We start from the raw sequence: 22,616 nt of genomic DNA, 5'->3' as shown, positions 1-22,616 counted from the left end.
CTTGTCGGTAAGTCGATATATTTGGGAAATCGCCGATATAAGTTGCAGAATCGCTCATATAATTTCATGTACCTATAAAAAAAGAAACAGGAATCCCTGTTTCTTTTTTTTAATACTGCATTTTCGCGTTTTCTCCAGCTGTCGTTCCGGCAATTCTACCAGTAACAAGGGCTGATGTAATATTATAGCCACCAGTATAACCATGAATATCAAGAACTTCTCCGCAGAAATATAAGCCGTTCGTAAATTTAGAAGACATTTCTTTCGGATTAATTTCTTTCACGGATACACCGCCGCCAGTAACGAATGCTTTTTCAATTGACTGCGTACCATTTACATTCACAGTAAACTCTTTAAAGTCTTTCACAAGTGCACGAATCTTTTCGTGAGAAACTTGTCCAGCTTGTTCGCTGCCGTCAATTTCATTTTTTTCTAATAAGAATAGGAAGTAACGTTCAGGAACATAACCTTTTAAAACGTTTTTAATTCCTTTTTTCGGATCTTCTTTCATTTGTTTCAGCATGCGCTGAAATAGTTGCTCACTATTTTCCTCTGGCAATGCATCAATACTCATTTGTATTGTATTCTTTTTAAACTTTTTCAGTGCTTTCACGACGAATTGGCTACAGCGAAGAGCAGCAGGTCCAGATAGGCCGAAATGAGTGAAGAGCATGTCCATTTTGTGAGAAATGATAGCTTTTCCTTTCGGGTTTAATACACTTAAGTTTATATCACGTAAAGCAAGACCTTGTAATGAGCGGTCACGTATAAACGGCTCGTTTGAAAGGATAGGTACTTCTGTTGGGAATAATTCTGTGATTGTATGACCCGCTTTTTCAGCCCAAGCATATCCGTCTCCAGTAGATCCAGTTTGAGGAACTGATTTTCCGCCAACAGCGATAACGACGTGATTTGTTTCTAACACTTCGCCTGTTTGCAGTATAACTGCTTTTGTTTGACCATTTTCATATTCAATCGTTTCAACAGGCGTATTTGTACGAATTTTTACACCTAAGTCTTTTAATCGTGTTAAAAGTGCGTCTACAACAGATTGTGCTTTGTTTGACACAGGGAACATGCGACCGTGGTCTTCTTCTTTCAATTTAACACCGAGATTTTCGAAGAATGTAATAATATCTTCATTATTAAAAATAGAAAAAGCGCTGTATAAGAAGCGACCGTTTCCTGGTATATGTTTAACAATTTCATCAAGTGGTAGACGGTTCGTTACGTTACAGCGTCCGCCACCAGAAATTGCAAGTTTACGCCCAAGTTTATTTCCTTTATCAAGAAGTAAGACATTTGCGCCTTCTTCTGCAGCACCAATTGCAGCCATTAGCCCAGAAGGACCGCCGCCGATGACAATAACATCATAATGCATAATATATCGACCTCATTTTCTACATTTCCTGCCTAAAAGAATAGCATGTTTTCCCTTAAAAGAAAAATAGAGTGAAGTACTGCTTAATGAGAGAATTGTGGTACAATACAAAAGTTAGAGTTCAGCACTATCCTGCCATTTGTAGGCGATAAGACTAAAACCTCAAGATTTAGGAGAAGTAAATAGGGAGTCTGTTAGCCTGTAAATGCTCGAATGGTTCAACTAATAAGGAGTAGGAGAGAAGTCTCCAACTAATTATAGTTTCACTTTATGTAGATGTAGGAGGATTTTTGTATGTCCGATTCGAAATTTCTGCGCGGAACGCTTATTGTTACGCTAGGGACATTTTTAGTAAAGTTCTTAGGCATGATTTACGTCTTTCCGTTTCATGCATTAGTAGGAACAGAAGGCGGAACGCTCTATACATATGGATACATTCCATATACGATCTTTTTAAGTATCGCAACGGCAGGTGTGCCACTTGCTGTTTCAAAATTTGTTTCCAAATATAATGCGCTTGGCGATTATAAAACGAGCCGGAGAATGTTCCGCTCGGGAATGGTTATGATGATAGTAACAGGAGTTCTTTCGTTCCTAGTACTGTACATGACGGCGCCATTGTTTGCAGAAGCGATGCTTGGTAAACAAAGTATACACAATAATGTAGGAGAAGTTACGACGATCATTCGTCTTGTAAGTTTCGCGCTTATTGTTGTACCAGCAGCGAGTTTAATTCGTGGTTATTTCCAAGGTCACCAGTCTATGGGACCAACTACCGTTTCACAAATTATTGAACAAATTATTCGTATCGTCTTTTTATTAGCAGGTAGTTTTATCGTTATTAAAGTACTTGGCGGTACAGTTGCAACAGCAGTTGGAGTAGCGACATTTGCTGCGTTCGTTTCAGCGGTTGGAGCACTCGGTGTGTTAATTTGGTACTGGCTAAAACGTAAAAAATATTTGGATCAATATTTAATTGAACAAACTGTACCAGAATCAACAGTAAGCACCGTTCAATTGTTTAAAGAGTTATTTGCATATGCGATTCCTTACGTTGTAATTGGGTTAACAATTCCTTTATATCAACAAATTGATACATTGACATTTAACTCAATTATGCAGGCGATTGGTCAAGGTGATATCGCAGAGCGAGCTCTCGGCATTTTCACAATGTGGACGCATAAGTTAATTATGATTCCTGTATCACTTGCAACAGCGTTTAGTTTAACGCTTGTACCAGCAATTACAAAATCATTTACTGAAAAACAATACCGCTATTTGAAATTACAAATTACACAAACATTCCAGGCAAATATGTTTTTAACATTGCCAGCAGTTGTCGGTATTTCTTCACTTGCATATCCAATTTATACTGCGTTTTACGATTCAGATCCACTAGGTGGACAAGTATTAATGTGGTATGCACCAGTTGCGTTGTTATTCGCTTTATTTACAGTAACAGCAGCAATCCTGCAAGGTATTAACCAGCAGAAGCATGCGATTATTGCGCTTATAATGGGCGTCATTTTGAAATTTGTATGTAACGTAATCTTTATTCGTTATTTCGGTACAGTAGGAGCAATTCTAGCGACAGCAGTTGGTTTCTTAGCTTCTGTTTGGTACACAAATCAACAAATTAAAAAATACGCACACTATTCATTCGGTGTTGTATATAAAAGAACATTCCAAATTGCAGTACTGACACTTATAATGGTCGTTGCTGTAAAACTATCACAATGGATTCTATCCTTCATGATTTCGCCTGATGGCCGTATTGGTGCTCTTATAACAGTTGCGATTTGTGCAGGTATTGGCGGTCTTGTTTACGGATTGTTAGCAATTCGCACAGGAGTACTTGAAAGAGTATTTGGTGGAGAAGCATTAGATAAAATTCAACGTAAACTTGGTAGTAGATTTAAAATAAAGTTGAAATCAAGAGGGGCGTAATTACGTCCCCTTTTCTATGATAAATAAAGAAGGTGAAAAACGTGAGATTAGATAAATTATTAGCAAATATGGGATATGGAAGTAGAAAAGAAGTAAAGAAATTATTGAAAGATGGCGTTGTGAAAATTGATGGAACGCCAGTAAAAGATGCGAAAGTTCATGTAAATGTAGAAGAGCAAGAAGTTATGATTCACGGTGAAGTTGTGGAATACAAAGAATTTGTTTACTTAATGATGCATAAACCACAAGGTGTTATTTCAGCGACGGAAGATGATAATCATGAAACAGTAATAGATTTATTAGAATTAGAAGATGCAATCTTTGATCCGTTCCCAGTTGGACGACTTGATATCGATACGGAAGGCTTCTTATTGATAACAAATGATGGGAAGTTATCACATCAATTATTATCTCCGAAAAAGCATGTGCCGAAAAAATATTATGCACACGTTGCAGGAGTAGTAACAGAAGAGGATGTAAAAGAATTTGCTAAAGGTGTTATTTTAGACGATGGCTATGAAACAAAGCCAGGTGCACTTACAATATTGAAAAGCGATGATATTTCTGAAATTGAGCTTGTGATTACGGAAGGGAAATTCCATCAAGTGAAGCGTATGTTTGAAGCGGTAGGAAAAAAAGTAGTCTACCTAAAGAGAACAGAGATGGGTCCGTTAGTATTAGATGAAGAACTAGAACTTGGACAATACCGAGAGCTAACAGATGAAGAAGTAGAAATGTTAAAAACATATCAAGTAGATACTGAAAAGTAGTACCTTTATAGGCGCAGAAAAGACCCCTTTCTAATTATTAGAAAGGGGTATGTATTTATTTACCATACAATTATTTTTCGTTATGAGGTCATTCTCACTTTCTTTCCTGTTGTTGTCCACTTACCGCGGCAAGGGCTATACACGAGTTCATTAAACTGCAACACATTTAGATCACGTTGTATCGTTCGCGGTGTGATCCCGAACTCATCTACAAGGTCTTTCGTCGTTACCGTTCCGTTTTCATTGATGTACATATAAATTGATTTAATGCGTGTTAGCATACGAGTAGTTGTAGGTTTCAAGAGAAAACCACTCCTCTACTAGTTTTTTTGACCCCATTCAGGAAAGAAGGTCGTTACTACCATTGTACTCTACATGATAAAATTCATGCTTTAATCTACTTAAATTTTACAGAAATTTAACAAATATTCATATAGAAAAATATTGGTAGTTGACATTGTATATATGGTCAGTCAACTAACACATAAAATTCTACGTAAAACGCCAAATTCCTGCAAATTTTTTTGGAAAAACAAAAGAAAAACTAATAAGAAATATCTGAAATATTACAATTGTTCGGTATTTAGTTTTCGTGTATGGCATAAGAGATTTCTGTTTGTTATGATGAAAGAAACAATATAGTGAAGGATGGATGCGTGATGTCAGCAATTAATTGGACAGAAGAAGTTGCGAAACGAAAAGATGATTTAATTCGTGATACACAACAATTTTTACAAATTAAAAGTGTATGGGAAGAAGAATCTGCGAAAGAGGGCGCACCATTCGGTGAAGGTGTAGAAAAAGCTTTATCTTTCATGTTACATAAAGGAGAAACTGAAGGTTTTACTTCTAAAAATTTAGAAGGATATGCAGGTCATCTTGAAATAGGGCAAGGAGAAGAATTAGTAGGTATTCTCTGTCACGTTGACGTTGTACCAGAAGGAGATGGCTGGACGACTCCTGCATATAGTGCAGATATTCGCGACGGAAAGATTTTTGCACGTGGTGCAATTGACGATAAAGGCCCAACGATGGCAGCATATTATGCGATGAAAATTGTGAAAGAATTAGGCTTACCTCTTTCCAAACGTGTTCGTATGATTATAGGAACAGATGAGGAAAGCAATTGGAAATGTGTAGATCACTACTTTAAAAACGAAGAAATGCCAACAATCGGTTTTGCGCCAGACGCGGATTTTCCAATTATTAATGCAGAAAAAGGAATTTCTGATATACAAGTTGTGCAAAATGGTAGTGAAGAGAAAAAAGGTACATATGAACTTGTTTCATTTGATTCAGGGCGCCGTTTAAATATGGTTCCTGATTTTGCAGAAGCGGTTATTACAGGAGAAGATGTAAATGCACTTACAGTAGCATATGAAGAGTATTTACAAACTGCTAAAAAAATAGGGAAATCGACTATAGAAGGAAATACAGTGACGTTGCAAATAGAAGGAATTTCAGCGCATGGATCTACTCCTGAAAAAGGAGAAAATGCAGGTTTATTATTAGCAAACTTCTTAACTACAGTTTCACTTGATGGAAAAGCAACTGCATTTGCGACATTTGCAACAGAAACATTTACTGGTGATATTTTTGGTGAAAAAGCTACTATTGCTTATAAAGATGAAATTAGCGGTCCGTTAACAGTGAATGTCGGTCGCATTTCTTATACGAAAGAAAACGGTGGTAACTTAGGGCTAAACGTACGTTACCCAGTTACAACTAACTTTGAAGAAACAATTGTGAAGTTGAAAGCATATGTTGGTACGCATGGTTTTGAAGTGGCTGACTATTCTAATTCTCGCCCGCATCACGTCGATAAAGATCACGTATTAATCCGTACGTTACAACGTGTGTATGAAGAACAAACAGGTGAAAAAGCAGAACTATTAGCAATCGGCGGCGGTACTTATGCTCGTTCATTAAAAGCTGGTGTGGCATTTGGCCCGCTATTCCCTGGAAAAGAAGAACTTGCGCATCAAAAAGATGAGTATATCGAAATTGAAGACTTATTAAAAGCAACAGCAATTTACGCGCAAGCAATTCATGAATTAGCGAAGTAATGGATATATAAATAATGTCCGCTCTCTATTTTGGAGAGCGGCTTCTTTTTACCTGAATGAGATAAGAAAGAAAAGCAACAATAGAAAGAAGGAGAAGATGTACATGGAACTGCATTATTTTGTCGCAATTACGTTACCGAATCATATAAAAGAAATGCTGTCTAACTATAAAGAGGACATGCAAGAGGAATTACAATTTCGTTCATGGGTACATAAAGAAGACTATCATATTACCCTTTCATTTTTAGGGAGTGCAACGGAGGAACAGCTAGAGGGAATAAAGAATGGATTACAAACAATTGCAGAAACAAAAGAACTATCGTTCACATTACAAGGTTTTTCAACGTTTGGTAGGGAAGATCAGCCTCGTATTTTTTGGGCGAAGGTAAGTGAGAATCACGATTTGTTTCAGTTGCAAAAGCAAATACATGCCATTTGTGAAGAAAATGGATTTTCTCTAGAAACACGCCCATATCACCCGCATATTACCGTTGCTCGTAAATGGATAGGAGAAGAAAAGTTTCGTTTAGAAAGTATAAAAGAAGTGCCTGAAATATCATTTCAAGCAGATACAATTACTTTATACGAATCCCACGTGAAAGAAACCCCGAAGTATAAATCGATTGCTGAAATAAAATTACAAAAATAGAATGTTGAAAACGTTTTTTATGCAGGTGAATATACTATAGAGAAGAATGGAGTTACTGTATAGAGTCTTGTTGATAAGAAAAGCCTTATCATTTGCAGCTCATTTTATCTCGCCTAATTGGTGAAGGCTAATAATAAGTGAGGATGGAGAAATTTTCTCGCTCATTAAAGTTTCACTTTATTTTAACTTTGAGAATGATGGTGATTTTTTTATGTTGAAAGTAAAACGTCCATTTGATGCCTATTTAGATGAAATGAATAAAATTACAATTTTGCTCCCACATGCGTATGGAACAAGTCGGACATTTCGTTTGCAAGAAGGAAGTAATGTGAAAGATTTACCGATTGCTCATACGATTGCGCTTCCAGATGCAACGAAGTATGAGTGCTTTATAGAAGAGCCGCTAGATGTGGGGAAGTATTATACAGTACGAGATGAACGGAATGAAGAAACTGATTTACAAATAGGTGCTGTTATTCGAACAAAAATTTTCGATGAAAAGTATTATTACGAAGGTACAGATTTAGGTGCTGTTTATCAAAAAGAAGAAACGACATTTAAAGTATGGGCCCCAACTGCAAGGCTTGCGAAAGTAAGAATTTATAAGAGCGATAAAGAATATGCCGATTATGAAATGTACAGGGGAGAAAACGGAGTTTGGATTCAAACATTACAAGGTGATTTAGACGGAGCACGCTATACATTTCTTGTTTGTATTAATTTAATATGGAACGAAGCTGTGGATCCTTATGCAAAGTCGGTGACGGTAAATGGAAAACATGGTGTTGTTATCAATTTAGAAAAAACGAATGTAACAAGACGAGAGGGATTACCAACATTACAATCAATGACAGATGCCATATTGTATGAACTGCATATTCGTGATGCGACTATACATCCAAATAGTGGAGTAATTCAAAAGGGAACATATAAAGGATTGATGGAAGAGGGAACAACAGGACGGAATGGGACATTAACAGGGTTGTCTCATATAAAAGATTTAGGTGTTACACATGTTGAACTATTACCTTTATATTGTTTCGGTGGTGTAGATGAGGCGAATCCTTCGTCCGCCTATAATTGGGGATATAATCCATTATATTACAATGCACCAACAGGATATTATGCTACAAACCCCTCTGATCCGTATAACAGGATAGTTGAGTGCAAACAACTAATTGAAACATTTCATAAACAAGGTATTAGGGTGATTATAGATGTTGTATATAATCATGTTTATGAAAGAGAGCTATCATCATTTGAAAAGCTTGTTCCAGGATATTATTTTCGTCATGGTGAAGATGGTATGCCTTCTAATGGGACGGGAGTCGGAAATGATATAGCGTCTGAACGGAAAATGATGAGGAAATTCATTGTAGAGTCTATTTTATATTGGCTTACTGAATACAATGTCGATGGATTCCGATTCGACTTAATGGGAATTTTAGATGTTGATACAATGAATATGATAGAAAAAGAAGTGCGAAACATAAAAAGAGATGCTTTGTTATTAGGAGAAGGATGGGATTTACAAACACCGCTTCCTCGTGAGGAAAAAGCAACGTTAAATAATGCGAAGAAAATGCCACATATCGCGCAGTTTAATGATCAATTTCGTGATGGGATAAAAGGGAGTACATTTCATATAAATAAGCGTGGTTTTGCATTTGGTGGGCATGTAGACTGTAATCATTTGCAGTATATTGCAGCAGGAAGTCTTTTAAGTATGAAAGAAACAGGGCTGTTTCTAGAGCCAGCGCAAAGCATTAACTATGTAGAATGTCATGATAATATGACGATGTGGGATAAACTAGTGCGCAGTAATGAAGAATCAGAAACGATTTTGAAAAAACGTCACCTGTTAGCGAGCGCAATGGTTATTCTTTCACAAGGCATTCCTTTCTTACACGCAGGGCAAGAGTTTTATCGTACGAAGAAAGGAAATGAAAATAGTTATAATGCAAATGATGAGATCAATCAATTAGATTGGGATCAAAAAGAGAAAGAGATAGAGACCGTTAACTATATAAAAGGTTTAATTGCGATTCGTAAAGAGCATGGGGCATTCCGATTACAAAGCGCAGACCTTATAAAAAAACATATGACTTTTTTACAAACATCTACAGAAGTACTTGCATATCACCTAGAGCATGTAGAAACGTTTGGGCCGTGGAAAGAGATTATCGTCTTATTTAATAGCGGTTTAGAAGCTAAAACTGTGCAACTTCCGAAAGAAGCAACGTGGCATGTGTTAGTAAACGAAAACGAAGCGAAAATAGAGCCAATTTCTTCATTTAGAGGAAAGGAACTTAAGCTCGCTCCAATTAGCACGTATATATTGACGATAATGTGACAAATCGCTACTTGACGATGAGAATGTAATAAATGTAGAATTGACAAAGGTGACGATTTTGATAAGTTGTCATTCTATGACAGGTTTTGTAAAATAAAATAGAGGATTTTTGGCTTAGGCTAATTTTTCTTTTCATTTACAGTAAAATATATGAATCCACAACATGTGTAGAAATGTTGCGGTTTTTCTTTTCATAACTATAAAAGATAAGGATTTGTTAACGGGTAATGAATATGGAATGGTTGGAACAATTATTAGGAAAAGAGTGGAGTCTTGTACCGGCTGGTGGAGTAACGGGCGATGCATATATTGCGCAAAACGGACAACAGAAGTTATTTTTAAAGCGGAATACATCGCCCTTTTTAGCGGTATTGTCAGCAGAAGGAATTGTTCCAAAATTACTTTGGACAAGAAGGGTAACGAATGGTGATGTAATTTCTGCTCAAAAATGGCTTCCGGGACAGAAGCTAGAGCCAGAGGATATGAAACTAGAACGTGTTGCGAAACTTTTGAAGAAAATACACTCCTCTAAAGCGCTTGTACAGATGATTCAAAGACTTGGGAAGCAGCCGCTTCACGCACAAGAGTTATTACAACAACTGCAACTCGTTTTAAGAGGAGATATAAGGGATGATGAAACAATTCAGCAAGGCCTTCAATATTTAATGGATTCATTAAAAGCTATTGAATACAATGAATTCGTTGTATGCCATTGTGATGTAAACCATAACAACTGGCTATTGTCGGATGAAGATGAATTGTTTTTAATTGATTGGGATGGAGCTGTAATTGCTGACCCAGCTCTAGACCTCGGTATGTTATTATATTGGTACATTCCGCGCCAGGAATGGAGTGAGTGGCTCGGTTACTATGATATTGAAATGGATGAATCGCTGCTTAGGCGTATGAGATGGTATGTGATAGCACAAACGATTTTGTCTATTCAATGGCATACAACAAAAAAACAGCAAGCAGAAGCTGAATATTGGCATCAATATTTACAGCAACTACTTGCTTCAGAATGATACTTAAGAAAAATTGTCCATTCCAGCAATCCACTGAGTAAGTTGTTCTTGATTATTGGAAATATGGTTGTCCAAATTAGAGGAAGATTTACCCGATTGACTATAAGAATATACATCGTTTAGCATTGTTTTAGCGTCACTACTTATATTATCGTTTGCGAGTAACGATTGAATGAGGCGCTCTAATTGCTCGCATTCTGAAACTGTCCCGCAGCAATCACTTTGGTGGTTGACTAAAATATCTTTCAGCACTTCTAATTGATGTTGTTGATTAATTGGCATGAACGGATCATCCTTTCGATTGTTTTTCTCTTCAAATGTAAGAGAAAAAGCTGTTTCGTCATGGAATGTTTAATGCTGTATGTAGTTTTTATCAAAATGGTACATCTTATACTTGAAAGAAACGGACCGAGTGCTCGTACGTACTTGGTTTTTTGTTTGGTAGATTGATTAAAAAAGAAAGAAGGAATTATTCCTTTAAAATAGCTATGTAAAGAGAGGGAAACATCTATGCGTTTAAGACATAAACCGTATGCAATGGATCGAATTAATGAATATTCACATATCGTAATCGGAAACCCAGAGGAGCGCGCTGGTAGTTGGAAAGAAGTATTTGGAAACGAACAACCAATTCACATTGAAGTAGGTACAGGTCGTGGCCGCTTCATGTATGATATGGCGAAAGCGAATCCACATATTAATTATATTGGAATTGAAAAATTCACAAGTGTTGTTGTAGATGCACTTGATAAATTAATTGAAGAAGAATTACCAAACTTAAAGTTAATTAATAAAGATGCTGAAGATTTAACAGTTTTCTTTGCGAAAGGTGAAATTAATCGCGTTTATTTAAACTTCTCAGATCCATGGCCAAAGAAACGTCATACGAAGCGTCGTTTAACGTATAAAACATTTTTACGTAATTACGAAGAAGTGTTAGTAGAAGGCGGAGAAATTCATTTCAAAACAGATAACCAAGGTTTATTTGAATATTCTCTTATGAGTATGGCTGAGTATGGTATGTTACTAACGTACTTAAGCTTAGATCTTCATAACAGCGACTTTGAAGGTAACATCATGACTGAATACGAAGAGAAATTCTCTAGTAAAGGTCATCGTATTTACCGAGTTGAAGCAAAATATCGTACAGAGCCTATGCAGTAATGCGTAGGTTTTTTTACATCTAAAATAATCAGAATTTTATGTTAAGATTAATTGAAAAGGGGGATGTGTAATGGAACAGTTACAAATTGGAGATATAAAAGTAACGTGGTTAAAAGGCGGGAATACACATTTAGATGGAGGAGCAATGTTTGGAGTCGTGCCGAAAGTACTTTGGTCACGTAAATATAAACATAATGATACAAATCATATTTATTTACGAACAGATCCGTTACTTTTGCAAACAAAAGACGGAAATATGCTCATTGATTCCGGGATAGGAAACGGTAAGTTGAATGAGAAGATGAAACGAAATCAAGGTGTAACAGAAGAATCATCAGTTTATGAATCATTAGAAAAATTAGGATTAAAGCCTGAAGATATCGACTACGTCTTGATGACACATCTTCATTTTGATCATGCATCTGGTCTAACAAAATGGGAAGATGATCACCTTGTACCGTCATTTCCAAATGCGAAAGTTTACGTAAGTGAAACAGAATGGAATGAAATGAGGAATCCAAACATTAGATCACGTAATACATATTGGAAGGAAAATTGGGAGCCAATTGTAGATCAAGTTGTTACGTTCCAGCAAGAAATAGAAATTACAGATGAAATCAAGATGGCGCGTACGGGTGGTCATAGTGATGGACATGCAGTTATTGCTTTGGAGAGTCAAGGGGAAACGATGCTACACTTAGCAGACCTATTGCCGACGCATGCGCATCAAAATGTATTATGGGTAATGGCATACGATGATTATCCGATGACCTCGATTGAAAATAAGCAAAAGTGGATGAAGTATGGTGCTGAAAAGGAGGCATGGTTTACGTTTTACCATGATGCATATTATCGCGCTGTGAAGTGGAATGAGGAAGGGCATATCGTAGAAAAAATAGAACGGAAAACGAGTATAGAAGCATAAAAATAGGAGGTTGTTCCATCATATTTATTGGAGCAGCCTCTTTTTTATTGTCGGGTTTTGTTGATAAGTCGATATAATTGGGAAATCGCTGATATAATTTTAATCAATACCCACAATTAAAAAATAAGAGGTTCACCTAATGGGAACCCTCCTTTTTATGCTGCTATAACCTCTAAAACAGTACCTGTTTTAGCATCAACTAAAAATTCAAATCGTTCTTGTATATCATTTAACATTGTTGTAAGACCGCCGCGATAAACTTCATATGCGACATCATATTTTTCAAATGTCTCTGGAACCATATGTACCCAAGAGCCAGTAATTTCACCTTTATGACTTAATGCTTGTTTCACCATTTTCAATGCTTTTTCTGAAGAAATATGGGATTGTTCTTGTACTTTGTTTGCAACGAGATAACCAGCTGCGAACCCAACGCCAAGACCTGCTACTAAACCTTTCCAGCTCATATATTCACCTCAATTCTATAAAATAAAAATAGTGTACCGATAATAATTATAAAGCAAATACAGCCAAAAAAGAAGAAACTAGAAACATTTCGAAAATTTCGTTACAATAAAAGAGGTATTCTACTAAGGTTTGAAAGAAGGGGACTTCGTGAATAAAGAGACATTACAATTATTTCGTACGTTAACAGAATTACAAGGTGCATCAGGTTTTGAACATGATGTACGCCGTTTTATGAAACAAGAATTAAGCAAATATGCGGATGAAATTGTACAAGACGGTTTAGGTAGCGTATTTGGTCTGAAAAAAGGGGACGAAACTGGCCCGCGTGTTCTTGTAGCAGGTCATATGGATGAAGTAGGTTTCATGGTTACACAAATTACGAAAAACGGAATGCTTCGTTTTCAAACGTTAGGCGGCTGGTGGAGCCAAGTTTTATTAGCACAGCGTGTACAAGTTATGACGAAGAATGGTCCTGTTATTGGGGTTGTTGGTTCTATTCCTCCTCATTTATTAAGTGACGCGCAACGTGCAAAACCGATGGATATAAAAAATATGTTAATTGATATAGGTGCAGATAGCTATGAAGATGCGATTGAGATTGGTGTAAAACCAGGACAACAAATCGTGCCGATCTGCCCATTCACACCGATGGCAAATGAGAAGAAAATTATGGCGAAAGCTTGGGACAACCGTTACGGATGTGGTCTTGCAATCGAATTGTTAAAAGAATTAAAAGACGAAACATTACCAAATACATTATATTCTGGTGCTACTGTACAAGAAGAAGTAGGTCTTCGCGGAGCGCAAACCGCTGCAAATATGATTCAACCAGACATTTTCTATGCGCTTGATGCAAGTCCAGCAAACGATGCATCTGGTGACAAAACGCAGTTCGGTCAATTAGGAAAAGGTGCCCTTCTTCGTATTTACGATCGCACGATGGTAACACATAGAGGAATGCGCGAATTCATTTTAGATACAGCAGAAACAAACAACATTCCGTACCAATACTTTATTTCACAAGGTGGTACAGATGCTGGTCGTGTACATACAAGTAACTCTGGTATCCCATCAGCAGTAATTGGTGTTTGTGCACGCTACATTCATACACATGCTTCAATTTTACATGTTGATGATTATGCAGCGGCGAAAGAATTAATTACGAAGCTTGTAAGAACAACAGATAAAACGACGTTAGAGACAATTAAGAATAACGCGTAGAGAGGAAGAAGGGCTGAAGAGCCTTTCTTTTTTTAGCTTGAATAGATGCCCCATCGATGAGTGGGAGCGGTCAGTGCTTAATTGGTGTTCGAATGATGTATGAAGACTCCAAGTAGGAAGTGAGAGGAAGGCTGTTTTTGTTTTTGAAGACGGTAATGTTGTTAGAAAAAACCTTCTTTTTTTAGCTTGAATAGATGCCCCATCCATGAGTGGGAATGGTCAGTGCTTAATTGGTGTTCGAATGATGTATGAAGACCCCAAGTAGGAAGTGAGAGGAAGGCTGTTTTTGTTTTTGAAGACGGTAATGTTGCTAGAAAAAACCTTCTTTTTTAGGCTGAATAGATGACTTGGTGATATGTGGTAGTGGTTGATGCTTAATTTGTATCTGATAGGGATATTAGAATAGAATGATGAATTTTTATAGAGGTGAACGAAATGAAAGTAGTAGTAGGATCAAAGAATAAAACGAAGGTTGGCGCTGTGGAGAAGGTTTGGAAAGATGCTGAAATTACATCTCTTTCTGTTCCGTCAGGAGTATCAGCTCAGCCTTTCTCAGATGAAGAGACGATGCAAGGAGCGATTAATAGAGCGAAGCGAGCGCTAGAGGAAGGAGAAGCTCCAATTGGTATTGGGCTAGAAGGCGGCGTAATGAAAACGGAGCACGGTTTATTTATGTGTAACTGGGGCGCGCTAGCAACAATGGATGGGAAAGTATTTGTGGCCGGAGGAGCGCGTATTACGTTACCAGACGATTTTTTAGCACCTCTTGAAGATGGTAAGGAATTAAGCGAAGTGATGGAAGAGTTTGTGCAGCGAAAAGATATTCGTAGTCACGAAGGTGCTATCGGTATTTTTACAGATGATTATGTCGACCGCACGGAATTATTTGTACACGTTGTTAAGTTGTTAGTTGGGCAATATAAGTATGACAAAAAGCAAGCATAAACCTTGCACCGTGCGCGATGTATGGTAGTATAAAAGAAAGATTATAACATGAAAAATGCACCCGTTAGAGGAGGAAATATAGATGAAGTCATTAGAAAGCATGGAGCAATTCCAACAGTTAAAAAATGAAGAGAATGTAGTCTTTATGTTCTCAGCAGAATGGTGCCCAGACTGCCGCTTTGTAGATCCATTTATGCCAGAAGTAGAAGAGAAATATAGTGATTTCTCATTTTACTATGTAGATCGTGATGAGTTTATTGATCTATGTGTAAAATTAGACGTATTTGGCATTCCGAGCTTTGTAGCGTACAATAAAGGTGAAGAAACTGGTCGCTATGTAAACAAAGATCGTAAAACACAAGAACAAATCGAAGAGTTCATTGAAGGTTTAAAATAAGGCAATTTGCCAATTGAATTGTAAAACAACCTCTACCTTCGCGGGGGAGGTTATTTTTTTGGAAGGGAGGAAAAAAGAGATGAAGATGACAAGTAAAAAGATGAAAGATGAGTTAATAAAGAAATTATCTCGCCCAGAATGGGACTTTCAGTATGATAGTGAGAAAGAAGTTTTACGTATTGAACAAAAAGACTCCAAAAAAGGTATTAACGTATCGCTTCCAGGAGTTGTGGCAAAATGGGAAGTGAACAAGGAAAAGGCAATTGAAGAAGTTGCTTATTACGTACAAGAAGCGCTAATTGCGATGCATAAAGAAGAAAATAGCGGAGCGAAAATTTTACCTGTTATTCGCTCTACTTCTTTCCCGAAACAAGCAGAAGAAGGAAATCCGTTTATTATGACGGATCATACGGCGGAAACACGTATTTACTACGCGCTAGATTCGAATAAAACGTATCGACTAATTGATGAGCGTCTATTACAAAAATTAGAACTTACAGAACAGCAAGTGCGTGAAATGGCATTATTCAACGCACGCTCATTAGGTTATGAATTTAAACAAGACACAGTAGCGGGTAATACATTCTACTTTTTAAACACAAATGATGGGTATGACGCGACTCGTATTTTAAACGAATCGTTACTACAATCGATGCGTGAAAAGATTTCTGGTGACATGGTTGTTGCTGTTCCTCACCAAGATGTATTAATTATTGCTGATATCGTCAACGAAATCGGTTATGATATTATTGCACAAATGACAATGAAATTTTTTGCCGAAGGGCATGTTCCGATTACATCACTTTCATTCGTATATGAAGATGGAGAATTTGAACCAATCTTTATTTTAGCGAAAAATCGGAAGAAGACAGATGGAAAAGAGAAAGGATGAACGAAGTGAACGTTTTTTACAACCTTGAAGGAATTGGTGACACTTTAATTGTTGCCTTACAAGATATTACTTTAGAGAACCGTACTTTTGATCGCAAAGGAGATGTTGCACGCTTATATGATCGTGAAAGCAATGAGACAGCAGGATTCAACATCTTTAATGCATCTTCTTACTTAGAAGTAAAAGAAACAGGCAACCTTACATTAACGAAAGAGCTTGTAGAGAAAATCAACGAAATTTTAGCGAAGAATGGCTTTGAAGAAACAGTAGAAGCAGATCTTTCTCCGAAATTTGTTGTAGGCTATGTAGCTGAAAAAGAAAAGCATCCAAATGCTGACAAGCTAAACATCTGTAAAGTAGAAATCGGTACAGAAACATTACAAATCGTATGTGGTGCACCAAACGTTGATGCAGGACAAAAAGTTGTCGTTGCAAAAATTGGTGCTGTAATGCCAAGTGGTATGTTAATTAAACCAGCAGAACTTCGCGGTGTTCCTTCTTCTGGAATGATCTGCTCTGCACGTGAATTAGAGCTTCCAGATGCTCCACAAGAAAAAGGTATTCTTGTATTAGAAGATAGCTTTGAAGTTGGACAAGAGTTTAAATTTTAATTGATATAAGAAAAGAGAGGTTGTCCTTTTGGGCAGCCTCTCTTTTTGTTTTGTCATTTTTTGTTGGTAAGTCGATATTCCGTGTCGAATCGTTGATATATGTAGAGTTACGATAGATATATTTGAAAAATCGTTGATATATGTAGAGTTACGATAGATATATTTGAAAAATCGTTGATATATTGAGAGTTGTGATAGATATATTTAAAAAATCGTTGATATATGTAGAGTTACGATAGATATATTTGAAAAATCGTTGATATATGTAGAGTTGTGACAGATATATTCAAAAAATCATTCATATTATAAGGATGTCACCTTTTTTCTTAAAATCTATATTGTATTTTATAAACAAACTAGTTAAAATTTAGAAAAATAGAAGGAGATAGACGTATGAAACAACAACTAAAAATCGCAGAACTTCTGAAACGAATTGAAACTTCAAAACAGCAAGATATCGAGTTAGGTACTTATGAAATATATTTGTTTAGTGAAAATGAATTAGAAAAAGGACAAATTGGTTATCGATATGATAAACATAAAAATTCATTAATAAGTGAAGAAAACGGAAAGTGGCAAGAAGGATGGATTACAATTGGATATGAAACGGATATGGGCGATCCAGTTTTCTTAAATATAGATGATGACGCTTATCCGGTTTATACTGCAGAACGTGGTACAGAAAAATGGCAGCCAGTTTATATTGGAAATATGGATGAGATTATAGGGCAATTATAAGAAAAAACTTTGAATCCGGTGCAAAGTGATGGGAGAGAAGTATGAAGTATATAAAAATATTGAGCATGATTGCATTCATTGGAATATATATGGCCGGTTGTTCACAAGAGCAGCCGAAAAAAGAAACTACATCTTCTATACAAGAGAAAAACAAAGATACCAAAGAAGACGCACCGGTAGAAAAGCAGCAAGAACAAGAAAAGAATGAAGAGTCACAAGCAATTCAAACGAATGAGCAAGTAGAACATAAGCAAGAGGAAGTATCATCTGAGGAAAAGAAAGAAGAAACTACGCCAGTACAGCCAACTGAGCAACCAGTGCAAAATAATGAACAAAAAGTAGGGAGTAATGAAAAACAAGAGAAGTTTCTCGTCGTTATTGATCCAGGGCATCAACAAAAAGCGAATTTAAATTTAGAGCCAATTGGACCAGGGGCAACAACGCAAAAATATAAAGTGACAGACGGTACAACAGGTGTTATGACGAAAAAGAGAGAGGCTGTACTTGTATTAGAAATGGCTTTTTTATTAAAAGAAAAGCTTGAAGCAAAAGGGATACAAGTATTAATGACGAGAACATCACAAGACGTTGATATAAGTAATAAAGAACGGGCGACATTCGCAAATAATCATAAGGCGAATTTATTTTTACGTCTTCATGCAGATGGTTCTGAAAATCCAAACGAAAGTGGATTTGCTGTATTGACGCCGGCAGAAGGAAGTCCGTATACGAAAGAAATTTATGCGGAAAGTCTTCAAATCTCTCAAATGATTGTAAATAAAATGAGGGAGAACCAGCAAGTGAAAGTAAATGGAATTAAATTTCGGGATGATCTTTCTGGATTTAATTGGGCAAAGGTTCCTGGTGTGTTATTAGAACTTGGGTTTATGTCAAACCATGAAGAAGATAAAAAATTATCTGACCCGCAGTATGTAAATTCTTTATTGCAAAGTGTAACGGGTAGTATAGATGCATATCGGAAGAGTAAAGCTTAAGCGCAGTCTTACATGAAAGGCTGCGTTTTTCCATATGAAACACTCGTAAATTAGAATATTGTGGATAAATATGACATGCTTAATTTTACCTGCACTTTTTGCCGAATGCTGATACAATAAAGGATGTTACTATTTAGTAGAAAGAGTGGTAAGCATGTTAGATTGGATGAAAAAGCTGTTTAACAAAGAGGAAGAACAAACAGCGATGAATAAAGAAGTACCAAAGCAAATTGAAAGTCAGCCGAAAATTCCTCGTGTAAACCACTACACTGAAGCAAGAGAAGCACAAATGGCAAGTAGGAATGCAGGTAAATGCCGTTTTCCTTTAGTACCGGATAATGGGTTCGATGAAGAGGATGAAAGCGAAGTAAATCGCTTCGAAGAACAACCTGTTCAAGGAGTAACATATGAAGAACCTACTGCCCAAAGAGGAATAAAGGTGGAAAGAAGCAGACGACCGTATGTGGAAAAGGTAGTTTCTACATATGAAGAGCCGGAAGTGCAATATGAACCGGTGCGGGAGTCTGTCGTTAAAAAGGCATCTGCACCTTCGCAAGAGAGTAACCGTAGACCATTTCGTCCAACAGAAATGATTTCGCCAATTTATGGATATAATCGTCCTTCAGTAGAGAAAAAGGAAGAAAAGCAGGAGGAAGTAAAGGAAAGAGAAGACCTTGAAATATCTGTAGAGGGTAAATCAGTCGTTGATGCATGGTTAGAGAAAAAAGGATATAAATTATCTGATTTCTCAGAAGGACAAGCACCAACTTCTTCTAGTCATAGAGCTGCTAACCAGCAAGGAGAGCAACAATATGAAGAGAATAAAAAGGAAGAAAAGTCAGTAGTTGATCAATGGCTAGAGAAAAACGGTTATGAAATCGAACGCCAAGTGCCTTTAGTAGAAGAAAAAGAAGTGATTCAAGAAATGAGTACACCGCAGGAAGTTTCAGCGGATGAATTACTTCATAAAACAGTAGCTGAGCAGATGGAAAGTGCTAAGCTAGAAAAAGATGTAGTGGTGTTAAACGAAAACAATCTACAAGAAGAATTAGTAGCTTCTAAAGTAGAGCACGAGGATACAATATTATCAGAAGAAATTAAACGTAACACAGAAATAAAACAACCTACTATTGAAGTAGAAAAGCAAGCTCCAGAAGAATCAGTGATTGTCAAAGCAGAAGAAAAACTTGAAGAAACAATCATTGTGGAAATACCAGAAGAAGTGTCAAAAGTAGAAGTAATTGCAGAAACGGAAGAGTCAGAAGAAGTGGAAGTAATTGCGGAAGCAGAAGAGTTAGAAGAAGTGGAAGTAATTGCGGAAGCAGAAGAGTCAGAAGAAGCTGAAGTAATTGCAGAAACAGAAGAGTCAGAAGAAGTGGAAGTAATTGCGGAAGGAGAAGAGTCAGAAGAAGCTGAAGTAATTGCGGAAGCAGAAGAGTTAGAAGAAGTGGAAGTAATTGCGGAAGCAGAAGAGTCAGAAGAAGTGGAAGTAATTGCGGAAGCAGAAGAGTTAGAAGAAGTGGAAGTAATTGCGGAAGCAGAAGAGTCAGGAGAAGTGGAAGTAATTGCGGAAGCAAAAGAGCTAGAAGAAGTGGAAGTAATTGCAGAAACGGAAGAGTCAGAAGAAGTGGAAGTAATTGCGGAAGCAGAAGAGTCAGAAGAAGCTGAAGTAATTGCGGAAGCAGAAGAGTTAGAAGAAGTGGAAGTAATTGCGGAAGCAGAAGAAACAGAAGTGATTGCAGAAACAAAAGCGCCTGTAGTAGAGACATTTGTAGCACTTGAGGAAATTCAGCAAGAAGATGAAGCAATTGAACAAAAGAGTGAATTCATACATGTTGCTGAGGCTGATGAACAAACGAAGAAAGATGTTCAAAGCTTTGCGAATGTTTTAATTGCAGAAACAGAGGAAAATAGACGAGTTGTAGAAGAAGCACAGGTCGCAGAAGAGCAACGAGTTGTAGAAGAAGCGCCAGTCGTAGAAGAGCAACGAGTTGTAGAAGAAACACCAGTCGTAGAAGAGCAACGAGTTGTAGAAGAAACACCAATCGCAGAAGAGCAACCAGTTGTACAAAAAGAAGAACCAAAACGTGAGAAAAAGCGCCATGTACCATTTAATGTTGTTATGTTGAAACAAGATAGAACACGATTAATGGAAAGACATGCAGCTAGAGCAAATGCAATGCAGCCTTCTGCTAATGTACGAGTAGAGAATAAGCCAGTACAACAAGAGGTAGTAGAACCACAAGTGGAAGAACGCCCAGTGCAGCAAGTAGTAGCAGAACCACAAGTGGAAGAACGCCCAGTGCAGCAAGTAGTAGCAGAACCACAAGTGGAAGAAAACCCAATGCAGCAGGTGGTAGTAGAACCACAAGTGGAAGAACGCCCAGTGCAGCAGGTGGTAGTAGAACCACAAGTGGAAGAGCGCCCAGTGCAGCAAGTAGTAGAACCACAAGTGGAAGAGCAACCAATGCAGCAAGTAGTGGTAGAGCAAGTACAAAAGCCAATTTCAAGTACGGAAGTACAAGAGAAAGCATATGTTGTAAATCAAAGAGAGAACGATATGCGAAATGTATTGCATACACCACCGACATATACTGTTCCACCATTAGCGCTGTTGTCGATTCCACAGCAATCAGCGTTAGATAATACAGAATGGTTAGAGGAGCAGAAAGAATTATTAGATACAACGTTTAATAATTTTCATGTTGGAGCACATGTTATTAATGTATCACAAGGTCCAGCAGTAACTCGTTTTGAAGTACAGCCAGACCCAGGTGTGAAAGTAAATAAAATTACAAATTTAAGTGATGATATTAAGTTAAGTTTAGCTGCGAAAGATATTCGTATTGAAGCGCCGATTCCAGGGAAGAGTGCAATTGGAATTGAAGTTCCAAATAAAGAAAGTAAGCCAGTATTTCTTCGCGAAATTTTAAGAAGTCCTGTATTCACAAAGAGTGAATCACCGCTTACTGTTGCGCTTGGACTTGATATTTCAGGGGATCCAATTGTAACGGATATTCGAAAAATGCCGCACGGACTTATTGCGGGTGCAACGGGTTCAGGTAAAAGTGTGTGTATTAACGCCATTTTAACGAGTATTTTATATAAAGCGAAACCACATGAAGTGAAGTTAATGTTAATTGATCCGAAGATGGTTGAGCTTGCACCATACAATTCTGTTCCGCATCTTGTAGCACCTGTTATTACGGATGTAAAAGCAGCGACAGCTGCATTAAAATGGGCAGTTGAGGAAATGGAACGCCGTTATGAATTGTTTGCGCATGCTGGTGCTCGTGATTTAACTCGCTACAATACGATTGTAAGTGAGCGAGAAATTCCAGGAGAGACATTACCTTATATCGTTATTGTCATTGACGAGTTAGCCGATTTAATGATGGTAGCACCTGGTGATGTTGAGGAAGCAATTTGTCGTATTGCGCAAAAAGCACGTGCTTGTGGTATTCATTTATTAGTAGCGACGCAGCGTCCATCTGTAGATGTTATTACAGGTTTAATTAAGTCAAACATTCCAACGCGTATTGCGTTTACTGTATCATCTCAAGTTGATTCGCGTACGATTATTGATATTGGGGGCGCGGAGAAATTACTTGGCCGTGGTGATATGTTATTCTTAGGGAACGGTACATCTAAACCAGTTCGTGTACAAGGTGTATATGTATCGGATGATGAGATTGAAAAAACAGTTGATCATGTGAAAAAGCAAATGAAGCCGAATTACTTATTTAAGCAAGAGGATTTATTAGCGAAAACAGAACAAGCTGAGTCGGAAGACGAATTGTTCCTTGATGCATGTCAATTTGTTGTAGAACAAGGGGGAGCGTCCACATCTTCTGTACAGCGAAAATTCCGCATCGGTTATAATCGCGCGGCACGTCTCATTGAAGAGATGGAATCGCAAGGAATTATTTCTGAAGGTAGAGGAACGAAACCGAGAGATGTCCTTATTTCTGAGGATGAATTTGCCGCTATGCAGGAAACAAATGTATAGTAAACGGTTTTGCTGTATACTAAGAGAAAATGTTGGATAGTAAAGTAGGGAGTAAAGCGA

At 37.3% G+C, this 22,616-nt stretch carries 20 protein-coding genes; 16 read left to right on the top strand and 4 right to left on the bottom strand.

Translation table 11 applies throughout. The features are described from left to right. Positions 1-109: 109 nt before the first annotated feature. Positions 110-1,381, bottom strand: coding sequence for an NAD(P)/FAD-dependent oxidoreductase (locus tag ACTFP3_RS16945; protein ID WP_440010870.1), 1,272 nt, complete (start codon positions 1,379-1,381; stop codon positions 110-112). A 294-nt stretch (positions 1,382-1,675) separates the two neighbouring features. Here ACTFP3_RS16945 and ACTFP3_RS16940 point away from each other — a divergent pair, with 294 nt between their 5' ends. Beyond that, positions 1,676-3,328: a putative polysaccharide biosynthesis protein gene (locus ACTFP3_RS16940; RefSeq protein ID WP_001284028.1), complete on the top strand. Its 1,653-nt coding sequence runs from the start codon at positions 1,676-1,678 to the stop codon at positions 3,326-3,328. A 41-nt stretch (positions 3,329-3,369) separates the two neighbouring features. Beyond that, positions 3,370-4,098 (top strand): pseudouridine synthase, encoded by a 729-nt coding sequence (locus tag ACTFP3_RS16935; protein ID WP_001234947.1) that lies wholly within the window; start codon positions 3,370-3,372, stop codon positions 4,096-4,098. A gap of 80 nt (positions 4,099-4,178) precedes the next feature. Here ACTFP3_RS16935 and ACTFP3_RS16930 read toward each other — a convergent pair whose 3' ends face one another. Continuing rightward, entirely contained in the window at positions 4,179-4,400 is a 222-nt protein-coding gene (locus ACTFP3_RS16930; protein WP_000805512.1) for a DeoR family transcriptional regulator, read from the bottom strand. A gap of 357 nt (positions 4,401-4,757) precedes the next feature. On the opposite strand from ACTFP3_RS16930, the gene pepV reads away from it, so the two are divergent. From pepV to ACTFP3_RS16910, 4 genes are all read left to right on the top strand, one after another. Then, positions 4,758-6,164, top strand: a complete 1,407-nt coding sequence (gene pepV, locus ACTFP3_RS16925; RefSeq protein ID WP_440010869.1) for a dipeptidase PepV — start codon at positions 4,758-4,760, stop codon at positions 6,162-6,164. Positions 6,165-6,267: 103 nt separating this feature from the next. After that, positions 6,268-6,813 (top strand): RNA 2',3'-cyclic phosphodiesterase, encoded by a 546-nt coding sequence (gene thpR, locus ACTFP3_RS16920; RefSeq protein WP_000418984.1) that lies wholly within the window; start codon positions 6,268-6,270, stop codon positions 6,811-6,813. A 211-nt stretch (positions 6,814-7,024) separates the two neighbouring features. Next, positions 7,025-9,166: a type I pullulanase gene (pulA, locus tag ACTFP3_RS16915; protein ID WP_440010867.1), complete on the top strand. Its 2,142-nt coding sequence runs from the start codon at positions 7,025-7,027 to the stop codon at positions 9,164-9,166. A gap of 227 nt (positions 9,167-9,393) precedes the next feature. Then, positions 9,394-10,191 (top strand): phosphotransferase family protein, encoded by a 798-nt coding sequence (locus ACTFP3_RS16910; protein WP_001986674.1) that lies wholly within the window; start codon positions 9,394-9,396, stop codon positions 10,189-10,191. A 3-nt stretch (positions 10,192-10,194) separates the two neighbouring features. Here the strand turns inward: ACTFP3_RS16910 and ACTFP3_RS16905 are convergent, their stop codons facing one another. Further along, positions 10,195-10,473 carry a YtzH-like family protein gene (locus ACTFP3_RS16905; RefSeq protein WP_001122235.1) on the bottom strand — a complete coding sequence of 93 codons (279 nt, stop codon included), beginning with the start codon at positions 10,471-10,473 and terminating at the stop codon, positions 10,195-10,197. 228 nt (positions 10,474-10,701) lie between these two features. Between ACTFP3_RS16905 and trmB the strand changes: the two genes are divergently transcribed. Together trmB and ACTFP3_RS16895 are read left to right on the top strand one after the other, a co-directional pair. Next, complete coding sequence (trmB, locus tag ACTFP3_RS16900; RefSeq protein WP_440010865.1) at positions 10,702-11,355, top strand: tRNA (guanosine(46)-N7)-methyltransferase TrmB; 654 nt, start codon at positions 10,702-10,704, stop codon at positions 11,353-11,355. Between the two features lie 70 nt (positions 11,356-11,425). Beyond that, the gene (locus tag ACTFP3_RS16895; RefSeq protein ID WP_000436855.1) at positions 11,426-12,280 is read left to right on the top strand and encodes a YtnP family quorum-quenching lactonase; all 855 of its coding nucleotides are present in this window, start codon (positions 11,426-11,428) and stop codon (positions 12,278-12,280) included. 155 nt (positions 12,281-12,435) lie between these two features. Here the strand turns inward: ACTFP3_RS16895 and ACTFP3_RS16890 are convergent, their stop codons facing one another. Next, entirely contained in the window at positions 12,436-12,747 is a 312-nt protein-coding gene (locus ACTFP3_RS16890) for a PepSY domain-containing protein (RefSeq protein WP_000118543.1), read from the bottom strand. 148 nt (positions 12,748-12,895) lie between these two features. On the opposite strand from ACTFP3_RS16890, the gene ACTFP3_RS16885 reads away from it, so the two are divergent. The 8 genes from ACTFP3_RS16885 (at position 12,896) to ACTFP3_RS16850 (ending at position 22,556) form a co-directional block, all read left to right on the top strand. After that, positions 12,896-13,969 (top strand): M42 family metallopeptidase, encoded by a 1,074-nt coding sequence (locus tag ACTFP3_RS16885; protein WP_001031517.1) that lies wholly within the window; start codon positions 12,896-12,898, stop codon positions 13,967-13,969. Positions 13,970-14,404: 435 nt separating this feature from the next. After that, positions 14,405-14,914 carry a DUF84 family protein gene (locus tag ACTFP3_RS16880; RefSeq protein WP_000869940.1) on the top strand — a complete coding sequence of 170 codons (510 nt, stop codon included), beginning with the start codon at positions 14,405-14,407 and terminating at the stop codon, positions 14,912-14,914. Positions 14,915-14,996: 82 nt separating this feature from the next. After that, positions 14,997-15,311 carry a thioredoxin family protein gene (locus tag ACTFP3_RS16875; protein WP_000838193.1) on the top strand — a complete coding sequence of 105 codons (315 nt, stop codon included), beginning with the start codon at positions 14,997-14,999 and terminating at the stop codon, positions 15,309-15,311. A 79-nt stretch (positions 15,312-15,390) separates the two neighbouring features. Further along, positions 15,391-16,203, top strand: coding sequence for a DUF1444 domain-containing protein (locus ACTFP3_RS16870; protein ID WP_000784588.1), 813 nt, complete (start codon positions 15,391-15,393; stop codon positions 16,201-16,203). After that, entirely contained in the window at positions 16,200-16,814 is a 615-nt protein-coding gene (gene ytpR / locus ACTFP3_RS16865; RefSeq protein ID WP_074625580.1) for a YtpR family tRNA-binding protein, read from the top strand. The genes ACTFP3_RS16870 and ytpR overlap by 4 nt, the downstream gene beginning before the upstream one ends. Positions 16,815-17,207: 393 nt before the next feature. After that, positions 17,208-17,552: a thiamine transporter gene (locus tag ACTFP3_RS16860; protein ID WP_440010862.1), complete on the top strand. Its 345-nt coding sequence runs from the start codon at positions 17,208-17,210 to the stop codon at positions 17,550-17,552. 41 nt (positions 17,553-17,593) lie between these two features. Further along, positions 17,594-18,547, top strand: coding sequence for an N-acetylmuramoyl-L-alanine amidase (locus ACTFP3_RS16855; protein WP_440010860.1), 954 nt, complete (start codon positions 17,594-17,596; stop codon positions 18,545-18,547). A 154-nt stretch (positions 18,548-18,701) separates the two neighbouring features. Continuing rightward, entirely contained in the window at positions 18,702-22,556 is a 3,855-nt protein-coding gene (locus ACTFP3_RS16850) for a DNA translocase FtsK (RefSeq protein WP_440010858.1), read from the top strand. Positions 22,557-22,616: the final 60 nt, after the last annotated feature.

The organism is Bacillus cereus group sp. MYBK5-2 (genome assembly GCF_051915685.1).
Classification (GTDB): Bacteria; Bacillota; Bacilli; order Bacillales; family Bacillaceae_G; genus Bacillus_A; species Bacillus_A cereus.
The sequence above is the reverse complement of the archived record's forward strand: the minus strand, read 5'-3'. Positions and strand labels throughout refer to the sequence as shown.